The organism is Acinetobacter pittii (assembly GCF_034067285.1).
GTDB lineage: Bacteria > Pseudomonadota > Gammaproteobacteria > Pseudomonadales > Moraxellaceae > Acinetobacter > Acinetobacter pittii_E.
Map to the genome: position 1 here is coordinate 1,235,909 of NZ_CP139286.1, position 24,066 is coordinate 1,259,974.

Sequence of the window (24,066 nt, forward strand, 5' to 3'; positions counted from 1 at the left end):
AACTTTATATGAATTATGACCGATCAATTAAGAGCAAAATTTGAAAATTTAGAACTTAACGCAGGATTAGGGAAAATTAGCGCCTTTATTTCAATGTCGCTCAGCTTACTTTGTCTATTTGGTGCATTATGTTTTTTATTTCCCAGTGTATTAACCACCCCAGAACTCCGTCCTATTTACGCAAAACACTATAATCTTTTTTATTATGGGCTGATCACAGGCATTATTATTAGCGCTGGCTTTGGTGCATTTAGTGCAATTATTCGTCAAAACCGATATGGTTTTTATGGGTTATGTTTTTCACTTGTGGCAGCGGTTTTGGGCTGTGGTGTAATTGAAGCACCCGTTTTACCAAGTGTGCCGTTTTATGCAGGTATCGATTATTTTGTACTAACTTTATTTATTTTAGCCTTTGTTTTTATTCCACTTGAAGGTTTTTTTGCTAAAAATCCTGAACAAAAAATATTAAGAGTAGGGTGGGTGACCGATATGAAATATTTCATGGTCAGCCATATTGGCATTCAATTATTTAGCTTTTTAACCGTCATGCCAATTCAATATTGGATTACGCATCTACCTGATAATCCAATTGTGCCTTATGTACAAGCTCAACCAATTTGGCTGCAATTTATTGAGTTGCTCATTGTGGTCGATTTTACGGTGTACTGGTTACATCGGGCTATGCATGAGGTTAATTTCTTATGGCGCTTTCACGCAATTCATCATTCGACTGAATATATGGATTGGTTAGCATCTTCTCGTTTGCATGTCATTGAAGTGCTCATGACTCGCTTCATTGCTACTTTACCGATTTTCCTGCTGGGTTTTCATACTTCGGCTGTTTTTGCCTATTTAGTCTTCATTTCATTCCACGCTATTTTCATTCATTCCAATGTGCGTTTTCGCTTTCCATATTTACGCTGGATTATCGCAACGCCAGAATTTCATCATTGGCATCATTCTTCAGAAAAACCTGCCATTGATAAAAATTACGCCGCTTTTATTCCTCTATACGATGTTATTTTTAAAAGCGTATATATGCCTAGTCACTTGGCGACTGTATATGGGACGGTGGGTTATAAAATCCCAAATAGTTTTATAAAACAGTTTACTTGGCCCTTTAAAAAGTATGTAAAGCGTTTTTTGAAACCTTGGCGTGATCAGTAAAGTAAAAAAGCCTCAATGGAGGCTTTTTTTTAATCATTATTTGCTTTTAATATTTTTAAAAATCATCACAAGTGCAATCAGAGCAAGACCAATAATTAAACTCATATAAATGTTGGCACTGTTCATGAGTCCAATTTTACCCACAAAGTAACCTGCTAAAATTGCTGGAATACTAAAAGCCAAATAACTTTCTACAAAAAAAGCAGCCATGAGTCCTGCGCGTTCTTCGGGTAAAGCTAGAGGCATGACTGTACGAATTGCACCCATAAAAGCCGTACCAAAACCTACCCCAGTAATAATAGAGCCCAAGAGTAAAATTACGGCACTGGTAAAATTAATCGCTAGAAATAAAACGGTTGCACCAATAATGATGGATAAGGTACCCGTGAGCAAAATACGAAAGTTGGTAGATTTTCTAAGAGTCAGAATCCCTGCTGCACCTGAAAGGGCGAGTGCCATAAACATAACGCCATTTAGCCAAGCTGAAGATGTGTGAAAAATTTTTGCTAATAAAGAGGGCATAAGTGATAAGAAAAAACCACTGACCATCCAAAGCGCAATATTAATAGGACTAATACTGAATAGAGCACTCCTTGCTTGATGTGGAATAGCCATGTTGGGTTTTAAAGAAGCAAGAGCACCTGATCTTTTGCGTACTGTTTCAGGATTAAAAAAACTTAAAATGAGTTCAACTGCAAACAATACACATAAGAGTTCAAAAACTAGATGTAAAGGTTGAACCGAAAATTGCAGAATAAGGCAAGTAATAAAAATTCCTACCGCCATGCCGACCATGGGAGCAATACTATTAATTAGGGAACCATGATGCTTACTGAAATCTAAAATTGCGGCTCCAATTGCAGAAACAGCAAGACCTGTTGCAATACCTTGTAAGCCACGCGCAATAAATAACATCGAAACATCTGAGGCAAAAAGGAAAAAACTCATTGAAGCAATTTGCAAAAAAATTGCTGAAATAATGACAGGCCGACGTCCGATATAATCAGATAAAGAACCAATAATGAGTAAAGAAGCAAGTAAGGTAAACGCGTAGGTCGCAAAAATTAAAGTTAAGGTAACAGGCGAAAATTGCCATGTCTGCTGATACAGACGATATAGTGGCGTAGGGGCACTAGACGCCGCCATAAAGGTCATGAGCGTGATTGTGTTTAAGGTCAACGCGACTTTTGAATCTAACTGAAAAACTGATCCAGACCGTTTTGAACTTGAATTGTTCATATAAGATGAATAACATTAAAGCGAATATTTAGCTTTTATACATTATTTTCACACTAAAGCAAATCATTAGCTTTAGTGTATTTTGTATATACAAATAATATTTTAATTGTTTTTTCTTAAAGTAGAGCTGATTAATGGCAAAAGTTGTTACTGGGTTACGTCCAGGTGGTCGTAGTGAAAGAATTCAAACCGCAGTGCATCAAGCGGTAAAAGAGCTTCAAAAAAATTTGGAACAAAGCCAAATTACTATACCTATGATTGCTAATGAAGCAGGTGTAACACCTTCAACAATTTACCGCCGTTGGGGCGATATCAATCAGCTATTTTCAGATGTAGCTCTAAATGAACTGAAGCCAGACATGGAACCGAAAGACTTAGGTTCATTTCAGCTTGATATCACTGCATGGATTGAACAATATTTTGAAGAATACTCTTCTGAAGTTGGTCAAACATTGCTACGAGATGTGCTATATACAAATGACTCTTCAAATGCTCGAAAATGTGAAACTTTAATTATTCAACAACTTGATATTATTCAAGCCAGAGCTAAATCACGTAATGAACTCACTATAGACAATCAAGAGATTATCGAAGCTGTGATTGCACCTATGCTGTTCAGAATTTTATTCACTGATCGAGCATTAGGTTTAGACTATGTCCAAACTTTATTAGCACGTTTATTCAAAGCACATTCTGATGTAATTTAATTGAAACGGCTGCAAATCTAAATATTTTATAAAAATAGGCAAAAATTTATCTTATTTATAAAATTTTATATCAATTTTTCTTATTATTTTTAAATTAAATTTTCATAATTTTTAATTTACATGTTTTTTATAAAATCATTTATTTAATAAATGTTTGGGTGGTATGGCTTAATTAAGCTCATATAGGCAATATGAATATAGTTTTTATCAAAAATAATAATAGTAAATAAATACTTATGATTAATTTTAGTTGCATTTTTAATTTTTAAAACTTAAAAATAAAAATGATTTTATATAATTTATTGCATGACTATTAAATTTGACATTTTTTAAATTTATAACACAGCCCGTTTTTTATTCTTTACAATGGCTTTTCCTTGATAAAGCAGCTTGTGGTGTACGCTTTATATTTATTTTTTTTATCCCCATCGAAAAGGTATTTAGATAATGGATTTCAATACCCTTGACCAAGAAACAGTACAGAAAAAACAGAAGTTTCACCAAATTTTGTATGTACAGGTCATCTTTGCAATTATTTTGGGCATTTTAATAGGTCATTTTTACCCAGAACTTGGCGAAAGTTTAAAACCGCTTGGTGATGCATTCATCAAGATTGTTAAAATGATTATTGCTCCCGTCATCTTTTTAACTGTTGTGACAGGCATTGCCAGTATGACAAACATGAGCCGAGTTGGCCGTGTAACTGGTAAAGCGATGCTTTATTTTCTTACCTTCTCAAGCTTGGCTCTTGTGGTGGGTATGATTGTGGCAAATATTATTCAACCGGGGAAAGGTCTTAATATTGATCCTGCTACCTTAGTCAACGATAAAGTAAATACTTACGTTGAAAAGGCGCACGCAACAAATATTACCGACTTTTTCATGAATATTATCCCGCAAACACTAGTCAGCCCTCTGGCAGGTGGCGAAATTTTGCAGGTTCTATTTGTAGCGGTGTTATTTGGTATTTCTTTGGCTGCATTGGGTGACCGCGCACGTCCAATTACCGATTTCTTAAATAACTTAACAGCTCCAGTTTTCTATCTGGTTGGTATGTTAATGAAGCTAGCTCCAATCGGTGCTTTTGGTGCAATGGCTTTTACCATCGGTGCTTATGGAATCGAATCAATTGGTAATTTATTACTATTAATTATGACGTTCTATATTACAGCGGTGTTGTTTGTCATCGTGATCTTAGGAGCTGTAGCTCGTTATAACGGCTTCTCAATTATCCATTTAATTCGCTATATCAAAGATGAACTTTGGCTGGTTTTAGGGACGAGTTCTTCTGAAGCAGCTTTACCATCTTTAATGGATAAAATGCAAAAAGCAGGTTGTGAAAAATCGGTAGTCGGTTTGGTGATTCCAACAGGTTACTCATTTAACCTTGATGGTACAAATATCTACATGACCATGGCTGCTCTGTTTATTGCACAAGCGTGTAACGTGGACTTATCCATTAGTGAACAAATTGCATTGCTTCTAGTTGCGATGGTAAGTTCTAAAGGTGCAGCAGGGGTGACTGGTGCAGGCTTTATTACTCTGGCTGCAACTCTATCGGTTGTACCAGCTGTTCCTGTTGCAGGTATGGCGTTAATTCTTGGTATTGACCGTTTTATGTCTGAGTGCCGTGCATTAACAAACTTAGTAGGGAATGCCTGCGCAACAATCGTTGTAGCACGTTGGGATAAAGCTTTAGATAAAGATCTTTTAGATAAAGCCTTAAAGAACCATAAAGCAGAATAACCTTATAAAAAAAATCTGTAGCTAAGGGCAATTTGGGAGAGTAGCCCGGCTACAGATTTTTTCAACATCTAAAAATATATTTTAATTAAACCATTCTAAAGTTCTGCAACATTGCTTATCTTTTAAAAAAGACAATCTTAAATAAAAAATGAGTTGTAAAAAATTATGCTTTTAAGTGATCTTCAAACTCTTCACCTAATTGCATCGCTAATGAATTTCCTGCCAAATCACAGGTCACTAAACCATATTCTTTTTTAAAACTAAAAGTAAAACCTTTTCCATCAGCAAGATTTTTAACTGAATACCCTAACTTTTCTAACCAAATACGAAACGCAATCAAATTTTTAGCTTTAACAACCTTTTTCACGTGAGAACTCCTTCTATCCGTGGCATTACATCTTATTTATTAATAGGGTTTTAAGTAGATTTTTTAAAGGGGGAAATCTTTGTTTTATTTTGCAACTTGTAAAAAAAGTAAGATAGAGAAAGAAAAGTTTTCTTTTTTATAAAATTATAGAGAGGTTATGTAACTAAAAAATAAAAACTTTTTATTTAAAAGATTGTCCCTTAGCAGATTTTTAAAAAATTATAAATTTGGCGAAATTTTAAAAAAAGCTGAATAAATAAGAATAAAGTAAATGTAAAAAATAATTACCATGAATCTGTACTATGCAAAAAGATACAGTTTTTAAAATGAAACTGTATCTTTTATTGAAGATTAATTTTAGAAATTATCTTTAAGGGCACGTAAGTGAGCAAAGTCTTCGGCACTTTCTGCACGGAGAAAAGGATTTGTTGCCAATTCAAGTTCTATGGTACTGGGTAGGGTGATTGATCCTTGTTTACGTAGCTCACGGACTTCTTCAGCTCGTTCAGATAAAGCATGATTGTGTGGTTCTACCGTTAATGCAAATTCGGCATTTGAAAGTGTGTACTCATGCGTGCAATATACTTTGGTTTGTGTGGGTAATGCTGCTAAACGACTAAGTGAGTGATACATTTGTTCTGCCGTACCTTCAAATAATCGACCACATCCCATTGCAAATAAAGTGTCGCCGCAGAAGACAGCTTCTAACTCTTCAATAAAATAGACAATATGACCTAAAGTATGGCCAGGGGTCGCAATAATTTCTACTTTTAAATCATTAAACTTTAGGTGGTCATTATGCTGTAAGGGATGGGTAATTCCCGGAATTTTTGAAAGCTCATCACGTGGACCATACACTGTAATATTTTGAGCAGCAGTTAAATCAGCAACTCCACCGATATGGTCTTTATGCCAATGTGTAAGCCAGATTTGTTTTAAATTTAACTGATGATTCTGACAAAAGTGGGTAACGAGTTCTGCCTCTGTTGGATCAACTGCAACAGCTTCTTGGGTTTCAGTATCTTCTAAAATCCAGATATAGTTTTGGAGGGCATTCTGTACATCAATAAAATGAATTCTATAACGCATTGTTTTATCCTAAAACCAAATCCAAAAAGTAAATAATCACTAATTTTGATCATAACAGAAAATAGTATTAACCTATGCACTCAACTAGTTGATGAAAAGGACTTATATAAAACAAAAAAGCCCCCATGTAGGGAGCTTTTTATATGGATGATTTAACGTACCTTGGCGAGCCAGTTGCCTAGTGTCTGTACAATCTGTACTAAGAGCAATAGAACAATCACTGTTAAAATCACCACACTTGTATCAAAACGTTGATAGCCATAAGAAATAGCTAAATCGCCAATACCACCTGCGCCAACGGCACCAGCCATTGCTGTTGCACCGATGAGACTGATGGTCGCTGTGGTTAAGTTTAAAATGAGTGAACTGCGTGCTTCTGGCAAAACAAAGCGGGAGATAATTTGCCAAGGTGTAGCACCCATCGCCTGAGCAGATTCAATAATTCCTTCATTTACTTCGAGTAGGGAAGTCTCAATCAGGCGTCCCATATATGGCCCAACATAAATTGTTAAAGGAACGATCGCGGCCCATGTACCAATTGAAGTACCTACCAATAACTTGGTAAGAGGAATTACTGCAATAAGTAAGATAATAAATGGCAGAGAGCGTAACGCATTTACAATCGGGTTAAGTAAATGATAAATGAATCTATTTGGCAAAATACCTTCCGGACGGGTTACAAGCAGGATAATTCCTTGAATAAAACCCCAAATACCACCAAATAAAAGCGCAAAAAACACCATGTGAAATGTTTCTTGCAACGCTGTTACAAATTGGTCAATTGAAAGGGAACTGTGCCAGAAAGGCTGAGTAAGTTCAGTCAACCATTGTACGATAAAATCTCTCATACTTGATCTCCTGATTGAACTACACCTACTTCATTTTGTTCCAAAAACTCGATAGCCTGTTTAATCAACTGAGGATCGCCTAGAAGCTGCACAAACATTTGGCCAATCACAGTACCGTTAATTTCAGTCATGTTTGCGAACAAGATATTTAAGCTAATATCAAATTGTTTAATCAGTGACTGAATTACTGGCTCTTGAGCCGAGCGCCCTAAGAACTGTAAACAGTAGATGCTATGATGATGCTGATTCTCGAGTTGATTTAAAATATTCACAGGCAACTGTTGATGTAAAACAGTTTGAATGAAGTTTTTAGTCGTCGGGTGTTGAGGTTTACTAAAGATATCAATCGTTGAACCTTGTTCAATGACTTTACCTGCTTCCATCACAGCCACATGATCACAAACAGTTTCAATGACATCCATTTCATGGGTCACCATAACAATTGTGATTTTTTGCTCTTGATTGATTTTCTTGAGTAGCTCTAACACAGACTTGGTTGTTTGTGGGTCGAGGGCAGAGGTTGCTTCATCACACAAAAGAATTTTTGGATGATTTGCCAAAGCACGAGCAATACCGACACGTTGCTTTTGGCCGCCAGAAAGCTCATCTGGATAAGCATCTTTTTTATGCTTAAGATCAATGAACTCCAATAATTCATTCAAGCGCTTTTCACGTTCTGCCTTATTGTAATTCAGCAGACGCATTGGCATTTCGATATTTTCAGCAACCGTCTTGGTTTGTAGCAAATTGAAGTGCTGGAAAATCATACCAATATTTGCACGTTCCTGACGTAATGAACGCGCATCCAAAGCAGTGAAGTCCTTTTGATTAATGATAACCTGACCTTCATTTGGTCGTTCAAGTAAGTTAATCAGGCGGATTAAAGTACTTTTACCTGCACCACTATAGCCAATAATCCCAAAAATACTTCCTTCTGGAATTTCCAAATTAATTTGGTCCAGAGCTCGTATGGTTTGGCCTTTAAGCTGATAGTGCTTTGAAATGTTTTTAAATTGAATCATGTCGTCAAAAACTATGCTAAAAAGAAAAAACAGGCAAAGAGACTTTGCCTGTTTCGCGTTGCCGGTATTATATTACTATTTAGCTTCCGTGAGGTAGCTGATTGGCTGATTCACGTCAACTTTTGTACCACCAAAGTGTTGTTCAACGTATTTTTTAACAGCTTCAGTGTGGTATAGCTGACCAACCTTCTGAAGAATTGGGTCATCTTTACGAGATTCTGCTGCCGCAAGAATATTTACATTGAGTTTAGTGCTTTGATCAACTGGCTCATAGTAGATAGAATCTTTAAGTACATTTAGACCACCTTCCAGCGCTAAAGTATTACCTAAAATGATTGCATCCACTTCATCTTTTACGCGTACAGCAGTTGCCATTTGGATTGGTTTAATATCAATTTTTTTGCTGTTATCGATAATATCGCTTGGCGTACCTTTCGCAGGATCGAAGTCAGCTTTAAGCTTGATTAAACCAGCACTTTGTAATAACAATAACGCGCGAGCTTCATTCGCCGCATCATTAGGAATTGCAATGCTTGCACCTTGAGGGAATTCTTCTACTTTTTTATGTTTACTTGAGTAGATACCCATTGGTTCAAGATAAGTTGTAGCAACTGGTGCAATTTTATCTTTGTTTGATGCATTGAAAGCAACTAAATATGCATAAGATTGGAATGCGTTTAAGTCAACTTCTTTATTAGCTACAGCTGTATTCATTGCAACATAATCAGTGAAGTTTTTCACTTCAAGCTTAATACCAGCAGCTTTAGTTTCCGGTAAAGTTGAAATATAACGCCAGATGTCAGCGTCAGAACCCGTTGAGGCAATAACCACAGTTTGAAGTTGTGATGAATCACCGCTTTTTCCAGCTTGTGGTTCACTTTGTTGTTTACCGCAGGCTGCAAGTAATAGCACAGACACGCTTAAAAAAAGACTGATCAGCTTTTTCATGTAAAAAAAGTCCTGATTAAGTGAGAGATCAACTATTTAAGTTGCCTCTCGACTAGTAAAGAAATGAGTTTTGTTGCAACGTCACAAAGTTTTCAAGGCTAAAGGTTATTACTTATAGCTCTTTTCTAATTCTTCAGACACTTGATTTACCGCATTCATCTGAGCTAAATAAAACTATTTTTACAACAGTTTTATCTTGTATTCTCAGTTTTTAAACGGTCTCTAAAAGTATGAGTGTTAAAAATAACGATTATCTTTAACAGAATTAGATGATGTGCCCTAATATTTAAAGACACATTAACTTTATGGAAAGTTCCAACGCTTTAACTAATCATATCAATAAAAACATATTCAATATAGTGGACATCTTTCGATCTTAATCATCACAATTGAATAAAAATTAAGATTAATATGAATATTTAAGATAAGTGAAGACGAAAAATAAAAAAGCCCTCCAAAGAGAGCTTCTTTATATTTAAACTTTTATTCAGCTTTTTCACGTGCAATTGCGCGATAACCGATATCGCTACGATATTGCATACCTGTGAATGTAACTTGGCCACATACTTCAAGTGCATTGATTTGCGCTTCAAGAACGCTGTCACCCAAAGCAGTTACACAAAGAACTCGACCACCAGAAGTCACAATATGACCGTCTTCACGAGTTGCAGTGCCTGCATGGAAAATTTTAGTATCTTCAGGTGATTGTCCAATACCTGAAATTACATCACCTTTGCGCACACTATCAGGATAACCTTCTGCTGCAAGTACAATACCGATTGACTTGCGCTCATCCCATTCAGCTTCATTTGGTAAGTTACCAGCAATACCTGCTTCTACCAATTCAACAAGAGATGATTTTAAGCGCATCATGATGGGTTGAGTTTCAGGGTCACCAAAACGACAGTTGAACTCGATTACACGTGGTTGACCTTGTTCATCGATCATTAAGCCAGCATATAAGAAACCAGTGTAGACATGTCCGTCAGCAGCCATACCTTCAACAGTCGGGCGCATGATTTCATTCATAACGCGTTCGAAAATGTCTGAAGTAACAACTGGAGCAGGAGAGTAGGCGCCCATACCACCAGTATTAGGACCTTGGTCACCTTCAAAAATACGCTTGTGATCTTGAGAAGTTGCCATTGGTAAAATGTTTTTACCATCAATCATACAAATGAAAGAAGCTTCTTCGCCTGCAAGGAACTGTTCAATTACCACACGTGAACCAGCATCACCGAATTTGTTGCCAGCAAGCATGTCATCAATTGCTGCAAAAGCTTCTTCGTTAGTCATTGCAACGATTACACCTTTACCAGCAGCAAGACCATCTGCCTTAATTACAATTGGTGCACCATTTTTTTCAACATAAGCTTTAGCTGCATCAACTTCCGTAAATACTTCGTAAAAAGCAGTTGGAATGTTATGACGCTTTAAAAAATGTTTAGCAAATGCTTTTGAGCCTTCAAGCTGAGCAGCGTATTGAGTCGGTCCCCAAATTTTTAGACCTGCTTCACGTGCAGCATCTACTACACCATTCACTAAAGGTGCTTCTGGGCCAACAATAATTAGCTCAACATTATTTTCTTTAGCAAAAGCAATAATTGCAGGGTTGTCTAAAATATCAAGTTGAACATTTATACATTTGTCTTCTGTTGCTGTACCAGCATTACCAGGTGCAACGAAAACTTGAGTAACTTTGGTATCTTGCGCGATTTTCCATGCTAAAGCATGTTCACGACCACCACTACCTAAAACTAAAATATTCATTTTTAATTTGTTCCTTAACTTTAATCCTTTTCATCCCCCTCTATCCCTCAAGGTGGAGTTTAGCTCCATTATTGTGGAAAACCCTCCTGAATAAAAGGAGGGTTAGGGAGGACTAAATTTAAATTAGTGGCGGAAATGGCGCATACCAGTGAAGACCATTGCAATACCAGCTTCATCTGCTGCTGCGATTACTTCTTCATCACGCATAGAACCACCTGGTTGAATGATGCATTTAATGCCAGCTTTAGCTGCATTATCAATACCATCACGGAACGGGAAGAATGCATCGGAAGCCATTACAGCACCTTCAACAACTAAACCAGCATGTTCAGCTTTAATGGCAGCAATACGAGCTGAGTTAACACGGCTCATTTGACCTGCACCTACACCAATAGTTTGGCGGTTTTTAGCATAAACAATTGCGTTTGATTTCACATATTTCGCAACTTTCCAAGCAAAGATGAGATCATCAATTTCTTGCTCAGTCGGTGCACGCTTAGTAACTACTTTAAGATCATCTTTAGTGATCATGCCCAAGTCTTGATCTTGAACAAGTAAGCCGCCATTAACACGTTTGTAGTCAAGTTGCGGTGCACGTGCATCAATTGCAGGTAATTCACCACATACTAAAACACGTACGTTTTTCTTTGCGCCAGTTACTTCAAGTACACCATCGGCAATGCTTGGAGCAATAATGACTTCAACGAATTGACGCTCTACAATTGCTTGAGCAGTTGCTACATCTAACTCACGGTTAAATGCAATGATACCGCCAAAAGCAGATTCTGGATCTGTTGCGTAAGCTAAATCATAAGCAGCTTTAATACCGTCTAAAGAAACAGCAACACCACAAGGGTTAGCATGTTTTACGATTACACAAGCAGGTTTTGCGAATGATTTAACACATTCAAGTGCTGCATCTGTATCTGCAATATTGTTATAAGACAATTCTTTGCCTTGTAACTGTTTTGCAGTAGAAACTGAAGCTTCCTTTGCATTTGCTTCAACATAAAATGCTGCAGATTGATGTGGGTTTTCACCGTAACGTAAATCTTGTGCTTTGTTCAATTGGGTATTGAATGTGCGAGGGAATAAATCAGCTTCGCCTTCGGTCTTACCAACGCGAGCGCCTAAGTAAGAAGCGATCATGCCGTCGTATTGAGCTGTATGTTCAAATGCTTTAACTGCTAAATCAAAACGCGTTTCATAAGAAAGTGAACCAGCGGTTTTTAATTCATTGATTACAGTGTCGTAATCTGAAGCATTTACAACGATACCCACTGAAGCATGGTTTTTAGCTGCTGCACGCACCATTGTAGGACCACCGATGTCGATATTTTCGATTGCATCAGGAAGAGTACAGTCTGGTTTTGCAACAGTTGCAGCAAATGGATAAAGGTTTACAACAACAAGATCAATCGGATCAATGTTGTGTTCTTCCATAACTGCTTCGTCTAAACCGCGACGAGCAAGAATACCACCATGAATTTTTGGATGTAATGTCTTAACACGACCATCCATCATTTCAGGGAAGCCCGTATGTTCAGATACTTCTACAACCGCGATATTATTATCTTTAAGCAACTTATATGTGCCGCCTGTAGATAATAGTTCTACCCCTAGAGCTGCAAGGTTTTGAGCAAATTCGACAATTCCTGTCTTATCAGATACAGAAATCAAAGCACGTTTAATAGTCATGATGTTTAATTCAACAATTTCAAGTCTACGGATTAAAACCAATAAGCATAAAAAAATGCCCACGACGTCGTGAGCATTTTATCATTTATTCACTCATTAAACCGTGAGCTTTTAACTTTTTACGTAAAGTGCCACGGTTGAGTCCAAGAATCTCTGCAGCACGTGTTTGATTACCACGTGTATATTCAAGAACTACAGATAAAAGAGGTTTCTCCATTTCTGCTAGCACCATGTCATATACCTGAGATGGTTGCTCACCTTGCAATTGTGCAAAATAATGGCGAACTGCGCGATCCACGTGGATGCGAAGAGCAACATCAGATTGTGCAGTAAAAATAGGAGATTTGCTATTCATGCGAGTTAATCCGAAAATCAAATACTAACTTGGGTAAAGTAGTATATAAATGTGGTCTAAAAATACGGAGTCCTGTTTTAGATCCTAAAACAGTGACTCTAAAACATAAGAACAATTAGCTTGCCATATTTCTTCGTATTGAATAAAAAATAAGCGTAACAATAATTAAATATTTGTTACAGCCCCCTCAAAAACAAAAAAAGTTAGGCTATGCGCTTAAAGTAGAAAAGCACACATGCTTAACAGTATTTTTTTTGGATTGAGAGCGAGGAGTATATGAGTCAAAGCTTTCGTGGCGCGTATCATAACATTGTCTAGGAAAAAGTGAGCAAATTAACTGCATTTTTTTTTATTTTTTTTTCACTTTTTTTACATTTTAGGGGTGGACAATTTCTAATCGATAATTTACTAGGCTTTTTTTGCTTTTGTTTAGCTCAAATTGGAATCGGTAAGGGGTGTTGGATGGAATGCGCTGAATACCCTGTAAGTTCTCTACTAAATATTGCTGAGGAGTTAGTATGATTTCTTCAGTTTTGCTTGGTTCTGTCGTAAAAATCAACTTTAAGTTAGGAAGCTCAATACTTTTATCATTCTGATTAAGTAATATGCCTGAAAATTGGGTATGGTTTGCATCAATTCTACGAACTTTTATCTTTTCTATATGAATAAGTTCATACAGTTCTGCTGTTTTATTGCAATGTAGTATTTGGCAAACATAATTAAATGCATGACTAACGGTAGGGCTTGTATGCATGAGTTTAGGGTTAAACCAGAGAATCTGGAAAGTAAAAACTAAAATCAGAATAAGGTTGGCAGAGCTCCAGAGCGTATAGTACAACCAACTATGTTTTTTATTATTGTCTTGTTCTTGTGGGGACACTTGCTCAGCCAAATTAAGGTTTGGTAAAGCATTAATAGGTTCATTATGAAAGTAATTTAAGTTGTTGAGATAGGTTAATAGATCAATATTAGAGTTCTCAACTTTTTGGTCAAAGATATCTAACACGTGTGAATGTGTCATATATCGTGTTTGCATTGAACCATTAACTAAAGTAGATGAATTAACCATGGCTGGCTGTTCAATATTAATCAGATTGGTTAATGCATTAAAATTCGAATTACATTTGGGGCAACAAACCATACCCTGAGCAACAGTCAATTGAGTAAGAGATACTTTATAAACTGTTAAACACTTAGGGCAGCGGGTTTGTTTTTCATTCATGAGTTAGAAGTCTCAATTTATTGTTTTACGTTTTCCTGAAATGCGACACCAATTTTCTTCGCGTTTTTCGACATCTAATATATCAAAAAATTCAGAATAAACACGTGAAACATCAGCAACTTGCTCTTCGATTACACCTGCAAGTGCGAACTCACCCTCAGATTTAATTAAATTTGCAAACTCAGATGCAAGTGCCATTAATGGACCCGCTAAAATGTTTGCAACTAAAACGTCTGCCTGCTGAGGTTTGAACTCTTGATCGAATTCTTCCGGAAGACCTACATAAAGGCGATCTAATACACCATTAAGTTCTGCATTTTGTTTTGTTGCTAAAACAGCTTGAGGGTCAATATCGGTAGCATATACTTTTTTAGCACCTAATAATAAAGCCGCTACGCCTAAAATGCCTGAACCACAGCCATAATCAATCACGATTTTATCTTTAACATCAGTTTTACCTAGCCATTGTAAGCACAGGAAAGTACTTGCGTGATTACCTGTACCAAACGCAAGACCTGGGTCTAACTTAATATTAGTAGCGTCCGCTTCTGGTGGTTCTAGCCATTCAGGTACGATCCAGAACTTTTCCCCAATCTGAATTGGTTCATAATAATCCATCCATGCGCGTTCCCACACTTGATCTTCAAGTTCTTCATGACGCATAGGAACATCTGGAAGTTGAGCTTTTAAGAAAGCTTCTAAAGTGTCGACATCAATCGGGTCTTGTTCGTCTTGTTGATAGATGCCTGTCACAATGACTTTATTCCATAAAGGTGTTTCACCTGGTAATGGTTCAAGTAAAGCCTGATCTTCAGCATCATCCAGAGTTACGCTTACCGCACCTAGAGACATTAAAAGTGTTTCTGTGAACTCAACTTGTTCTTGATCAACGGTAATGTGTATTTGTAACCACTTCACGAAAAGGACCTAAAAATTTTATTTAAAGGCGTATTGTAGCGGACTAGACCATTTTAAAAAAGAAAGCGGCCCATCTTTAATGGACCGTCTTTGAAAATACTGATGAGATATAGCAGTAAATAAATGACTTCTACTATACCTTATGTAAAACAGATTAAGGAGCAGGGGCCTTAAATTGTAACTTGCCATTTTCGTTTGGTTGGCAAGTACCGTTAAAGGTTACACCGTTGTGATTGTAAGAGACCCATTCACCTTGCTGTTTTTTTGCACAGACTCGAATTTGTTTTTGCATTTCGGCTTTGCTCGTGTCAGCAGCATGGGTAAAAGTTACGCCTGAAAAACAAATTAGAGATGCAGTTAAGATTTTTAACATGGTCGTTTTCATTTTGTATTCCTTCTCGTTGCGTTAATTTTAAAGTCGTAGAAGTGCTGTACATTTTTTATTCTAAGATGAAAGATTCTTAAAAACATTCATTTTGTATTGAATTCATGCAACAAAATGTCAAAACATGTGGAGTACCGTAAATCATGTGAAGACAATTTTGTAATTATGTACATCAATAAGCAGATAATTTTGCTATAATGTTCCGTCTTTTTTTTCTGGTGTTTTTGTACTCATGCACTATCCTAAAGTTTATGATGTTATCGTTATCGGTGGCGGTCACGCAGGTACGGAAGCGGCCCTTGCTGCTGCGCGTATGGGACGACAGACTTTGCTTTTGACCCATAACATTGAGACTTTGGGCCAAATGAGTTGTAACCCAGCAATTGGCGGTATTGGTAAGTCTCACTTAGTACGCGAAATTGATGCACTTGGTGGGGCAATGGCTTTAGCTGCCGATAAAGGTGGTATTCAGTTCCGTATTTTAAATTCGCGTAAAGGTGCAGCTGTGCGTGCAACACGTGCTCAAGCTGACCGCGTGCGCTATAAGGCTGCCATCCGCGACACTTTGGAAAATCAAGCAAATCTTGATATTTTCCAGCAAGCAGCTGATGATCTGATTGTTGAAGGCGATACTGTTAAAGGTGTTGTTACCCAAATGGGTATTCGCTTTGATGCAAAAACTGTTGTGTTGACTACAGGTACATTCTTGGGTGGTGTAATCCACGTTGGTTTAGAAAAATCAAGTGGTGGTCGTGCGGGTGATCCTCCTTCTATTGCACTTGCTCAGCGTTTACGTGAATTAAAACTACCTGTTGGTCGTTTAAAAACCGGTACTCCACCACGTATTGATGCACGTTCAGTTGACTTTTCTGTCATGATTCCACAGCCGGGTGATTTCCCGTCTCCAGTCATGTCTTTCATGGGTGATGCTTCTATGCACCCTGAACAAGTAAACTGTTATATCACGCATACAAACGAAAAAACCCACGATATTATTCGCGGTGGTTTAGATCGTTCACCAATGTATACGGGTGTTATTGAGGGGGTAGGTCCACGTTACTGTCCATCAATTGAAGATAAGATTCACCGTTTCGCTGATAAAGACTCACATCAAGTATTCTTGGAACCAGAAGGTCTAGATACACATGAGCTTTATCCTAATGGTATTTCGACTTCTTTACCGTTTGATGTTCAGTTTGAGCTTGTACGCTCAATTCGTGGTATGGAAAACGCTCATATCTTACGTCCAGGCTATGCAATTGAATATGATTATTTCAACCCGCAAGCTTTGAAATTTACCCTCGAAACTAAAGCGATTAATGGCTTGTATTTCGCTGGTCAAATTAATGGTACAACAGGTTATGAAGAAGCGGGTGCTCAAGGTTTACTTGCAGGTTTAAATGCTGCACGCCGTGCGTGGGAGCAAGAAGAATGGACGCCTAAACGTGACCAAGCTTACATGGGTGTATTGGTTGATGACCTCATCACGTTAGGTACTAAAGAACCGTACCGTATGTTTACCTCACGTGCTGAATATCGTTTGATGTTGCGTGAAGATAACGCGGATCAACGCTTGACAACTATTGGTCGTGAACTTGGTTTGGTCGATGATGTACGTTGGGCTGCTTATTGTGAAAAAATGGAAGCAGTTGAGCGTGAAACCTCTCGTTTACAACATATATGGGCAGCACCAAATAACCCTATGGGTAAAAAATTCGTTGAAATGACGGGTGCAGATTTGAGTAAGGAATGCAGCGCAATTGATTTGCTTAAGCGTCCTAACATCAACTTTGGTCAAATTGCAGAACTTACGGGTTCTGAAGTTTCAGAGCAAGTGGGTGAGCAAATCGAAATTGCCGTGAAATATGAAGGTTACATCAACCGTCAACATGAAGATGTTGCTCAATTAAAGCGTCTTGAAGAAACTAAAATACCAGCCGATTTTGATTATGATAACGTGTCTGGTTTATCACGTGAAATCACACAGAAGTTAAAAACAGTGCTTCCAGAAACTTTAGCTCAAGCAAGCCGTATTCCTGGTGTTACGCCAGCAGCTGTTCAGCTTGTCATGATCACAATTCGTAAGAACAATATGATTAAGAAAACAGCTTAATCATTTGAGTATATAAAAAGCCCAGTTAAGACTGGGCTTTTTTATTTTCTGTTCAAAAAATATATGGAAACTTCCTAAGGAAGAAAAGAGATTTCGCTTCCTTTTTTTCTTATTTCACATATTTTAAGCCGCCAGTTATATTGAATTCACGTTCAAACAAGAGGGCTTTAACCATGACAATGAAATCAATTCGCTACAATGGATATGAAATGGCATGCCAATGCTCATGTTCAAAATAGCGCAAAAGAAAGAGCGGATCAGTTTTGGTGGGGGAGAACATCTTGATCTGGAAACAAGTAGAAATATAAAAAGAATATAAAATTAAGAAAATTATAATTCAAAATCTAAAGAGAACCGTATGGTTCTCTTTTTTATAACTATTTACTATCAGTTTCAATTTCACGTACAGCGTTGTGTACTTGAACTGGCTCAATATGCAGTAATTTTTTACCATAACTACGTAGCCACCACACCAGTTGAGATGTAAAAGGTACGGTAGCTGTAACTTCTACGATATTTTCTTCAAGTGGAGTAATTGTTTGGTCTTTACTTAACTGACTTTCATAAAAAGTTTTCGCAGTTTGCTCTGTCATGGTTAAGGTGAGCTGAATTGATTCAGTTGGCTGGTTGTAGTCCACTCTAAAGCCTAAAGCGCCTGAATCAATATAATGATCAATATCAAAATTGACCGGATGTAGGGCGCGACTATCTAATACTTTTGCTGATTTAAAACGGTGCAGAGCAAATGTTTGCACTTCAGTTTTGTCATGCCGTGTGCAAATCAAATAAATGACTGCACCTTTTTGTACCAAAGCTAAAGGGTTTAAAATATAAGTTTTATCTTCACCTTGATTTACACGGGCCCGATAAACACACTCAATCTGTTTGTCTTGTAGTAGACCTTCATAAATTGCCTGCTGAGCGCCACGATCCACTACAGGTGGAATAAGCGGTTGACTTGCAGGAACAATGCGTACACGGTTAATCCACTGTCTCACATTATTTTGAGTAGAGAGGCTACGTTTGGCTAAATCAAACCATGGACCCATCTCATCAAGCAGGCTTGGAGGAAGTAAGTGCTTTAGGTGTTCCTCAACCATCATAAAGGTCACTGCTTGTGAGCTCGTCATGTGAGGTAAACTCTGGATAGGAGCGTCTGACTGCCACCGCCAGCCTTGAGGTACGGCTTTATTACTCTCTATCGGAAAACGCTGAGCAATTTGATTTAAGTCACGCTGAATAGTCCTTAAACTGATTTCAATACCTTCGCGCTCAAGCATTTCTTGTAATTCTCGAGTTCCGATCCATTTACCGGTGGGTAGGCGAGACAAGATCTGCCATTGGCGATATAAACTATTTGAAGTTTCTTTTTCTATTACAGACATAAGCGTAATACATCTATATCCAATTGCTTTGGTGTCAACACAATAAAAAATCTTTACAGATTTAGCAAGTTTGTCAGATTCAGTTTATAGCCCGTTGGACAAAGGATGATAAGATTTAGAAGAAAGTTATAACAATGATGCCGTAAAAGTATTACAGATATATAAGTGGCACTGAAATTGCTTATTTAAAAATGAAATATAGATAAATGATAAGACGAGGTGGTTATGTCAGAACAAGAGCATGAATTACATCTAGATAACGATTTTTTTATACAAGAGCAGACAACAACGGCACTTATTAATCCAACCTCTTTTTTAGAACATATTTCTGTGCAAACCAATCTCTTTGAACAACTAAAATCACAGTTCTTTAACGAGATGCTTGATGATGTAACATCGAATGGGGCAGCTTCTAAAAAAATTGAACAATGGTTGAGTATCCGCACTTTAGATGAGTTAAAAGAGCTAAATGCTCAGGCGAAGCAGCATTTTCTTTATCAAGGGATTACCTTTAATGTTTATGGCGATAAAGAAGGAACCGAGCGCACCATACCTTTCGATTTAATTCCAAGAGTAATCGAGAAAAAACAATGGGAAAAAATTGCCTCGGGCTGTGCACAGCGTGTTAAGGCATTAAATTATTTCCTAGATGATATTTATCATGGACAACATATTTTAAAAGAACACATTCTTCCCGAAGAACAGATTATGGGGAATGATGCTTTCCAACCTCATATGCTCAAACACGCTTTGAAAGGTAAAATTTATTCACAAATTAGTGGAATTGATATTATCCGTGATGGTGAAGGAGAGTTTTTTGTATTGGAGGATAATTTAAGAACACCTTCTGGCGTATCTTACATGATTGAAAGCCGAAACATTAGCCAGAAATTAATGCCTGAGCTATGTACAGCCAATAATTTACAGGGGATTGAGCATTATCCAAAACTTTTAAAAGAGATATTGCAAGAAAATTCTTCCCCGGATCAACCTTTTGTCGTGGTACTAACACCAGGGCGTTTTAACAGTGCCTATTATGAGCACGCTTTTCTAGCGCGCGAAATGGATGTGCCATTGGTTACAAATCGAGATTTATTTGTAGAAAATGATCAAGTATTTGTCAAAACTATTCGTGGGCGTCAAAAAGTAGACGTAATTTACCGCCGTTTAGATGATGATTTTCTAGATCCTTTAGCATTTCGACCCGACAGTGCTTTAGGAGTAGCTGGTCTTATGTCTGCTTATTTGCAGAAAAATGTGGTGATTGCAAATGCACCTGGAACAGGTGTGGCAGATGATAAATCTATTTACCCTTATGTAGACCAAATGATTCAATATTATTTGGATGAAACACCAATTCTAAAAAATGTACCTACTTATCAGTGCCGTAAAGAAGAACACTTAGACTATGTACTCTCTAATCTGGATCAATTAGTCGTTAAGGAAGCACAAGGTTCAGGTGGGTATGGCATGTTGATCGGGCCTAAAGCAAGCTCATGCGAAATTGATGAATTTAGAAAAAAATTAATAGCTATGCCTCATATGTACATTGCACAACCTACTTTGGCTTTATCTGTTGCTCCGACTTTAACTACGGGAGGAGTAGCTGAGCGTCATATTGATTTGCGTCCATTCGTGTTGAGCTCACCTTATCGTACAGAGATTGTACCTGGTGGTTTAACACGCGTGGCCATGCAAGCTGGCTCTTTGGTCGTAAATTCATCTCAAGGTGGCGGCATAAAAGATACATGGGTTGTCGAAACATTACATTCCTGATTGTGGGTTAAAGAGGAACTTTATGGTTTTACTCAATTCGAGTGCGCATCAAATATATTGGTTGGGTCGATATTTGATGCGAGTTAAATTTGCAGCCTCTCATTTACCCTTTATAGAAGATGAGAAAGCAACAAAATTTGCAGCAGCATTTGGTTTAGTTATAGAAAATGCTGAATTACTAAATCACTATATGTTAGACAAGAAGCAAACATTTTCATTACTGAACCAGCTCATTATTGCTAAAGATAATATTCAGGAACTAAGAGGGATTTTGTCGGCACATGCTTATGCAGAATTAAATAATGTGATTAATACGCTTCAACCTCAACCTGATGCATTGAAAAAAGCTGTTGAACACTGCACTCAAATATTAGAAGCGGAACATGAAGATATTTATTTATTTTTGTATTTAGGCCAAAAAATAGAGCAATTTGATATAGAACTGCGTTTTGGAAAAGATTTATCTGTTCTCTTATCAGAGTTAGATATTGTGGTGCAACAGCTTGCTCATTTGAATTGGGAAAATATAGATGAAAATTGGCAAGTATTAAAGCAGCAACTTACGTGGGACGCTTATTATACTTTTACACAGCAGTTGGAAAATATGTTTGAGGGCTGATTATGAAATTGATGGTTAATCATCAAACGCATTATAGCTATACTGAAACTGCTCGAAATAGCATTCAGTATATTAAAATGATGCCTCAAACATCGGCTCATCAACATGTTATGAATTGGGCAATTAGTGTGCCGGGCGATAAAACCATCAAAAGAGATATATTTAATAATGTATGGATGACGGCTAGTCAGCGTTATTCATACCAACATCTAACCTTTATGGCTCAAGGAATTGTTGAGCTTCAAAACGTGGAAATGGGTTGTGTAAATCTCTCTACACCCGCTAATTTGTTTTTGCAAATGACAGGTGCAACTCGATGTGATTTGGAAATGTTGGACTTTGCAAAAAATATTGTGGTGATTAAAGACCGACAACATATTGCATTATTAAGTGAATATATCTTACAGAAAATACTTTATCAGCCTGAAAGTACTTCAGTTCAGACAACTGCGATCGAAGCATTTCATGCTGGACAAGGTGTATGCCAAGATCATGCGCACATTTTAATTGCGATGTGCCGTGCGTTACAATTACCTGCACGTTACGTCTCGGGTTATCTATTTGATCAGAACTATCCGCACCTTGCCAGTCACGCTTGGGCGGAAGTATTTTTAGAAAATCAGTGGTATTGTTTTGATGTAAGCAATCAGTTGTTTACACCCAAACATCATATTTACCTTGCTGTAGGACGTGACTATCTCGATGTAGCACCTATTCGTGGTGTAAGAGAGCAAGGTGGAATTGAGAACATGATGTCTGTGGTTCAAGTGTTGGCATGTTGAATGTAAAGAGAATGAAATGACCTATTGTTGTGCGCTAAGATTGGAACAGGGTTTAGTGTTTATCAGTGACACAAGAACCAATGCAGGGGTTGATCATATTTCTGTGTTCCGAAAATTGCATACTTTCGGCGTTACCGGAGAGCGCTTTATGGCGTTGCAAACAGCAGGCAACTTGGCAACAACGCAAGCTGTTATAGGTCATTTGCAAAATGCGCTTACTTTGCAGCAAGAGCCTAATTTGTATAGTGTTAATACGATGTTTGAGGCAGCCGAACTGATAGGGAAAACTTTAAAAGCTGTTTTAGAGGATATTAGTTCAGACACTCAAGAACAAATGAATTATGCTTGTAGTATTTTGGTCGGTGGTCAGATTAAGGGTGGTGACATGCAGCTTTATAATGTCTATCCACAAGGCAATTTTATTTGTGCGACGACTGATACACCTTATTTTCAAATTGGTGAAAGTAAATATGGCAAACCGATTCTAGATCGAGCTTTATATTATGCAATGCCATTAGATGATGCATTACGTTGTAGCCTGATTTCTTTTGACTCAACTTTACGTTCAAATGTATCTGTTGGCTTACCACTTGATGCATTGATTTATAAGAAAGATAGTTTTGTTATTCCGATGGGAAAACGAATTACAGAAGACGATCCTTATTTTTCACAAATTAGTCGGCAATGGTCAGATACTCTACGTCGCGGCTTACAAGAAATGCCAAAACCAACAGATGATTACTGGCGATAAAATATTGAATATTTAAATAAAAAAATCCAAGCAAGCTTGGATTTTTTTATATTTTATTATTTAACTGCTTTTACGAGTAGGGCGATTACTTAGGCGGCAGAGTAATTCATATCCTATCGTTCCGTTTGCATCCGCAACATCATCAACGAGGCGGTGGGGACCCCAAAGTTCAACTGGAGTACCTAATTTCACTTGCAGACCTGTTACGTCAATTGCAAGCATATCCATACTCACTCGTCCTACAACTGCGCAGAGCTGTTTATCAATAGCGACATAGTTTTGTTTAACATAAGCGCGTGGATAACCATCACCATATCCTATAGAAACAATGGCGATATCCATGGCTTGCGTTGCGCAGAAAGTAGAACCATAACCGACATGTTCATCAGGTTGAATATGGTTTAGGGCAATGACTTCTGCTGAAAAAGTCATTACTGGTTTTAAGTCAAGATCATGGACTGTTTGATCTGCAAAAGGTGAGGCGCCGTAAAGCATGATACCGGGACGAACATAATCAAAATGTAATTCTGGCCATTTATAAATAGCAGCTGAGTTACAGCAAGATGCTAAAACAGGATCACAAGCGTGTTTAACTTGTAAAAATTGTTGTTTTTGTTGTTCGTTCAGTGGATGGTCTACATCTGCATTTGCGAAATGCATTGCAAGCACACAAGTAAATCCTTCAGATTTTAAAGTCTTAATAACTTCAATAATTTCTGGATTTTTAAAACCTAGACGGTTCATGCCGCTGTTAAGCTTAACCCAAACTTTTAAACCTTGGGTAATGTAGGCTTGTTTGTGTTTAATTAACCATTCAAATTGTTGTTGATGGTGAATCACACATTCAAATTTTTGTTTAATTGCAATTGGCATTTCATCTTCAGAAAATACCCCTTCAATTAAAGTAACGGGTTGTTGGAATCCGTGTTGACGAATTTCCAAACCTTCTTGTAGGCAGGCGACACCAAAGGCATCTGAGGCATTTAAGGCTGCTAAACAGTCTTTGATTCCATGTCCATAAGCATTAGCTTTCACCATACTTACAATTTTTGAATTTGTTGCGAGTTGTTTGACACGGTTTAAATTATATTGAAGTGCATTGCGATCAATATAAACTGTTGCTTGGCGCACCCTCATTTACTCCTTTGGGCTAGAGATA

22 protein-coding genes are annotated in these 24,066 nt (G+C 37.5%); 8 read left to right on the plus strand and 14 right to left on the minus strand.

Going from position 1 to position 24,066, the window contains the following annotated elements; translation table 11 throughout:
• Positions 1 to 15 precede the first annotated feature (15 nt).
• Complete coding sequence (locus SOI81_RS05840) at positions 16 to 1,167, plus strand: sterol desaturase family protein (protein ID WP_320541375.1); 1,152 nt, start codon at positions 16 to 18, stop codon at positions 1,165 to 1,167.
• 36 nt (positions 1,168 to 1,203) lie between these two features.
• Here SOI81_RS05840 and SOI81_RS05845 read toward each other — a convergent pair whose 3' ends face one another.
• Positions 1,204 to 2,406 (minus strand): MFS transporter, encoded by a 1,203-nt coding sequence (locus SOI81_RS05845; RefSeq protein ID WP_320138960.1) that lies wholly within the window; start codon positions 2,404 to 2,406, stop codon positions 1,204 to 1,206.
• 134 nt (positions 2,407 to 2,540) lie between these two features.
• Here SOI81_RS05845 and SOI81_RS05850 point away from each other — a divergent pair, with 134 nt between their 5' ends.
• On the plus strand, positions 2,541 to 3,113 hold the full coding sequence (locus SOI81_RS05850; RefSeq protein ID WP_239967268.1) for a TetR/AcrR family transcriptional regulator: 573 nt from the start codon (positions 2,541 to 2,543) through the stop codon (positions 3,111 to 3,113).
• A gap of 447 nt (positions 3,114 to 3,560) precedes the next feature.
• Positions 3,561 to 4,859 (plus strand): dicarboxylate/amino acid:cation symporter, encoded by a 1,299-nt coding sequence (locus SOI81_RS05855; RefSeq protein ID WP_016140544.1) that lies wholly within the window; start codon positions 3,561 to 3,563, stop codon positions 4,857 to 4,859.
• 163 nt (positions 4,860 to 5,022) lie between these two features.
• On the opposite strand, the gene SOI81_RS05860 is transcribed toward SOI81_RS05855, so the two are convergent.
• The 11 genes from SOI81_RS05860 to SOI81_RS05910 form a co-directional block, all read right to left on the minus strand.
• Positions 5,023 to 5,226 carry a hypothetical protein gene (locus SOI81_RS05860; protein WP_002119766.1) on the minus strand — a complete coding sequence of 68 codons (204 nt, stop codon included), beginning with the start codon at positions 5,224 to 5,226 and terminating at the stop codon, positions 5,023 to 5,025.
• A gap of 357 nt (positions 5,227 to 5,583) precedes the next feature.
• Positions 5,584 to 6,315 (minus strand): hydroxyacylglutathione hydrolase, encoded by a 732-nt coding sequence (gene gloB / locus SOI81_RS05865; RefSeq protein WP_239968507.1) that lies wholly within the window; start codon positions 6,313 to 6,315, stop codon positions 5,584 to 5,586.
• A 152-nt stretch (positions 6,316 to 6,467) separates the two neighbouring features.
• Positions 6,468 to 7,163: a methionine ABC transporter permease gene (metN, locus tag SOI81_RS05870; RefSeq protein WP_016140546.1), complete on the minus strand. Its 696-nt coding sequence runs from the start codon at positions 7,161 to 7,163 to the stop codon at positions 6,468 to 6,470.
• The gene (locus SOI81_RS05875) at positions 7,160 to 8,185 is read right to left on the minus strand and encodes a methionine ABC transporter ATP-binding protein (RefSeq protein WP_016140547.1); all 1,026 of its coding nucleotides are present in this window, start codon (positions 8,183 to 8,185) and stop codon (positions 7,160 to 7,162) included. The genes metN and SOI81_RS05875 overlap by 4 nt, the downstream gene beginning before the upstream one ends.
• 75 nt (positions 8,186 to 8,260) lie before the next feature.
• On the minus strand, positions 8,261 to 9,133 hold the full coding sequence (gene yhcJ / locus SOI81_RS05880) for a MetQ/NlpA family ABC transporter substrate-binding protein (RefSeq protein WP_320541376.1): 873 nt from the start codon (positions 9,131 to 9,133) through the stop codon (positions 8,261 to 8,263).
• Between the two features lie 483 nt (positions 9,134 to 9,616).
• Positions 9,617 to 10,903 carry a phosphoribosylamine--glycine ligase gene (gene purD / locus SOI81_RS05885; protein ID WP_320541377.1) on the minus strand — a complete coding sequence of 429 codons (1,287 nt, stop codon included), beginning with the start codon at positions 10,901 to 10,903 and terminating at the stop codon, positions 9,617 to 9,619.
• 123 nt (positions 10,904 to 11,026) lie between these two features.
• Positions 11,027 to 12,601 (minus strand): bifunctional phosphoribosylaminoimidazolecarboxamide formyltransferase/IMP cyclohydrolase, encoded by a 1,575-nt coding sequence (purH, locus tag SOI81_RS05890; RefSeq protein WP_025465553.1) that lies wholly within the window; start codon positions 12,599 to 12,601, stop codon positions 11,027 to 11,029.
• Positions 12,602 to 12,686: 85 nt separating this feature from the next.
• Complete coding sequence (fis, locus tag SOI81_RS05895; RefSeq protein ID WP_001086304.1) at positions 12,687 to 12,956, minus strand: DNA-binding transcriptional regulator Fis; 270 nt, start codon at positions 12,954 to 12,956, stop codon at positions 12,687 to 12,689.
• Positions 12,957 to 13,332: 376 nt separating this feature from the next.
• A complete protein-coding gene (locus tag SOI81_RS05900) occupies positions 13,333 to 14,178 on the minus strand; it encodes a zinc-ribbon and DUF3426 domain-containing protein (protein WP_016140550.1) in 846 nt (281 codons plus the stop codon).
• A 12-nt stretch (positions 14,179 to 14,190) separates the two neighbouring features.
• A complete protein-coding gene (prmA, locus tag SOI81_RS05905) occupies positions 14,191 to 15,096 on the minus strand; it encodes a 50S ribosomal protein L11 methyltransferase (RefSeq protein ID WP_224991341.1) in 906 nt (301 codons plus the stop codon).
• A 154-nt stretch (positions 15,097 to 15,250) separates the two neighbouring features.
• Positions 15,251 to 15,481, minus strand: coding sequence for a hypothetical protein (locus SOI81_RS05910; protein WP_002119672.1), 231 nt, complete (start codon positions 15,479 to 15,481; stop codon positions 15,251 to 15,253).
• 232 nt (positions 15,482 to 15,713) lie between these two features.
• On the opposite strand from SOI81_RS05910, the gene mnmG reads away from it, so the two are divergent.
• Positions 15,714 to 17,594, plus strand: a complete 1,881-nt coding sequence (gene mnmG / locus SOI81_RS05915; protein WP_016140552.1) for a tRNA uridine-5-carboxymethylaminomethyl(34) synthesis enzyme MnmG — start codon at positions 15,714 to 15,716, stop codon at positions 17,592 to 17,594.
• A gap of 377 nt (positions 17,595 to 17,971) precedes the next feature.
• Here the strand turns inward: mnmG and SOI81_RS05920 are convergent, their stop codons facing one another.
• Positions 17,972 to 18,979 carry a helix-turn-helix transcriptional regulator gene (locus SOI81_RS05920; protein WP_224991339.1) on the minus strand — a complete coding sequence of 336 codons (1,008 nt, stop codon included), beginning with the start codon at positions 18,977 to 18,979 and terminating at the stop codon, positions 17,972 to 17,974.
• Positions 18,980 to 19,204: 225 nt separating this feature from the next.
• Here SOI81_RS05920 and SOI81_RS05925 point away from each other — a divergent pair, with 225 nt between their 5' ends.
• The 4 genes from SOI81_RS05925 to SOI81_RS05940 are packed head-to-tail and all read left to right on the plus strand — an operon-like array spanning position 19,205 to position 22,907.
• Positions 19,205 to 20,755: a circularly permuted type 2 ATP-grasp protein gene (locus tag SOI81_RS05925; RefSeq protein ID WP_320541378.1), complete on the plus strand. Its 1,551-nt coding sequence runs from the start codon at positions 19,205 to 19,207 to the stop codon at positions 20,753 to 20,755.
• A gap of 22 nt (positions 20,756 to 20,777) precedes the next feature.
• Positions 20,778 to 21,374: an alpha-E domain-containing protein gene (locus SOI81_RS05930; RefSeq protein WP_239976652.1), complete on the plus strand. Its 597-nt coding sequence runs from the start codon at positions 20,778 to 20,780 to the stop codon at positions 21,372 to 21,374.
• A 2-nt stretch (positions 21,375 to 21,376) separates the two neighbouring features.
• Complete coding sequence (locus tag SOI81_RS05935) at positions 21,377 to 22,156, plus strand: transglutaminase family protein (RefSeq protein ID WP_239976654.1); 780 nt, start codon at positions 21,377 to 21,379, stop codon at positions 22,154 to 22,156.
• A 16-nt stretch (positions 22,157 to 22,172) separates the two neighbouring features.
• Positions 22,173 to 22,907: a proteasome-type protease gene (locus tag SOI81_RS05940; protein ID WP_016140557.1), complete on the plus strand. Its 735-nt coding sequence runs from the start codon at positions 22,173 to 22,175 to the stop codon at positions 22,905 to 22,907.
• A gap of 60 nt (positions 22,908 to 22,967) precedes the next feature.
• On the opposite strand, the gene alr is transcribed toward SOI81_RS05940, so the two are convergent.
• Positions 22,968 to 24,038, minus strand: coding sequence for an alanine racemase (alr, locus tag SOI81_RS05945; RefSeq protein ID WP_320149339.1), 1,071 nt, complete (start codon positions 24,036 to 24,038; stop codon positions 22,968 to 22,970).
• Positions 24,039 to 24,066 lie beyond the last annotated feature (28 nt).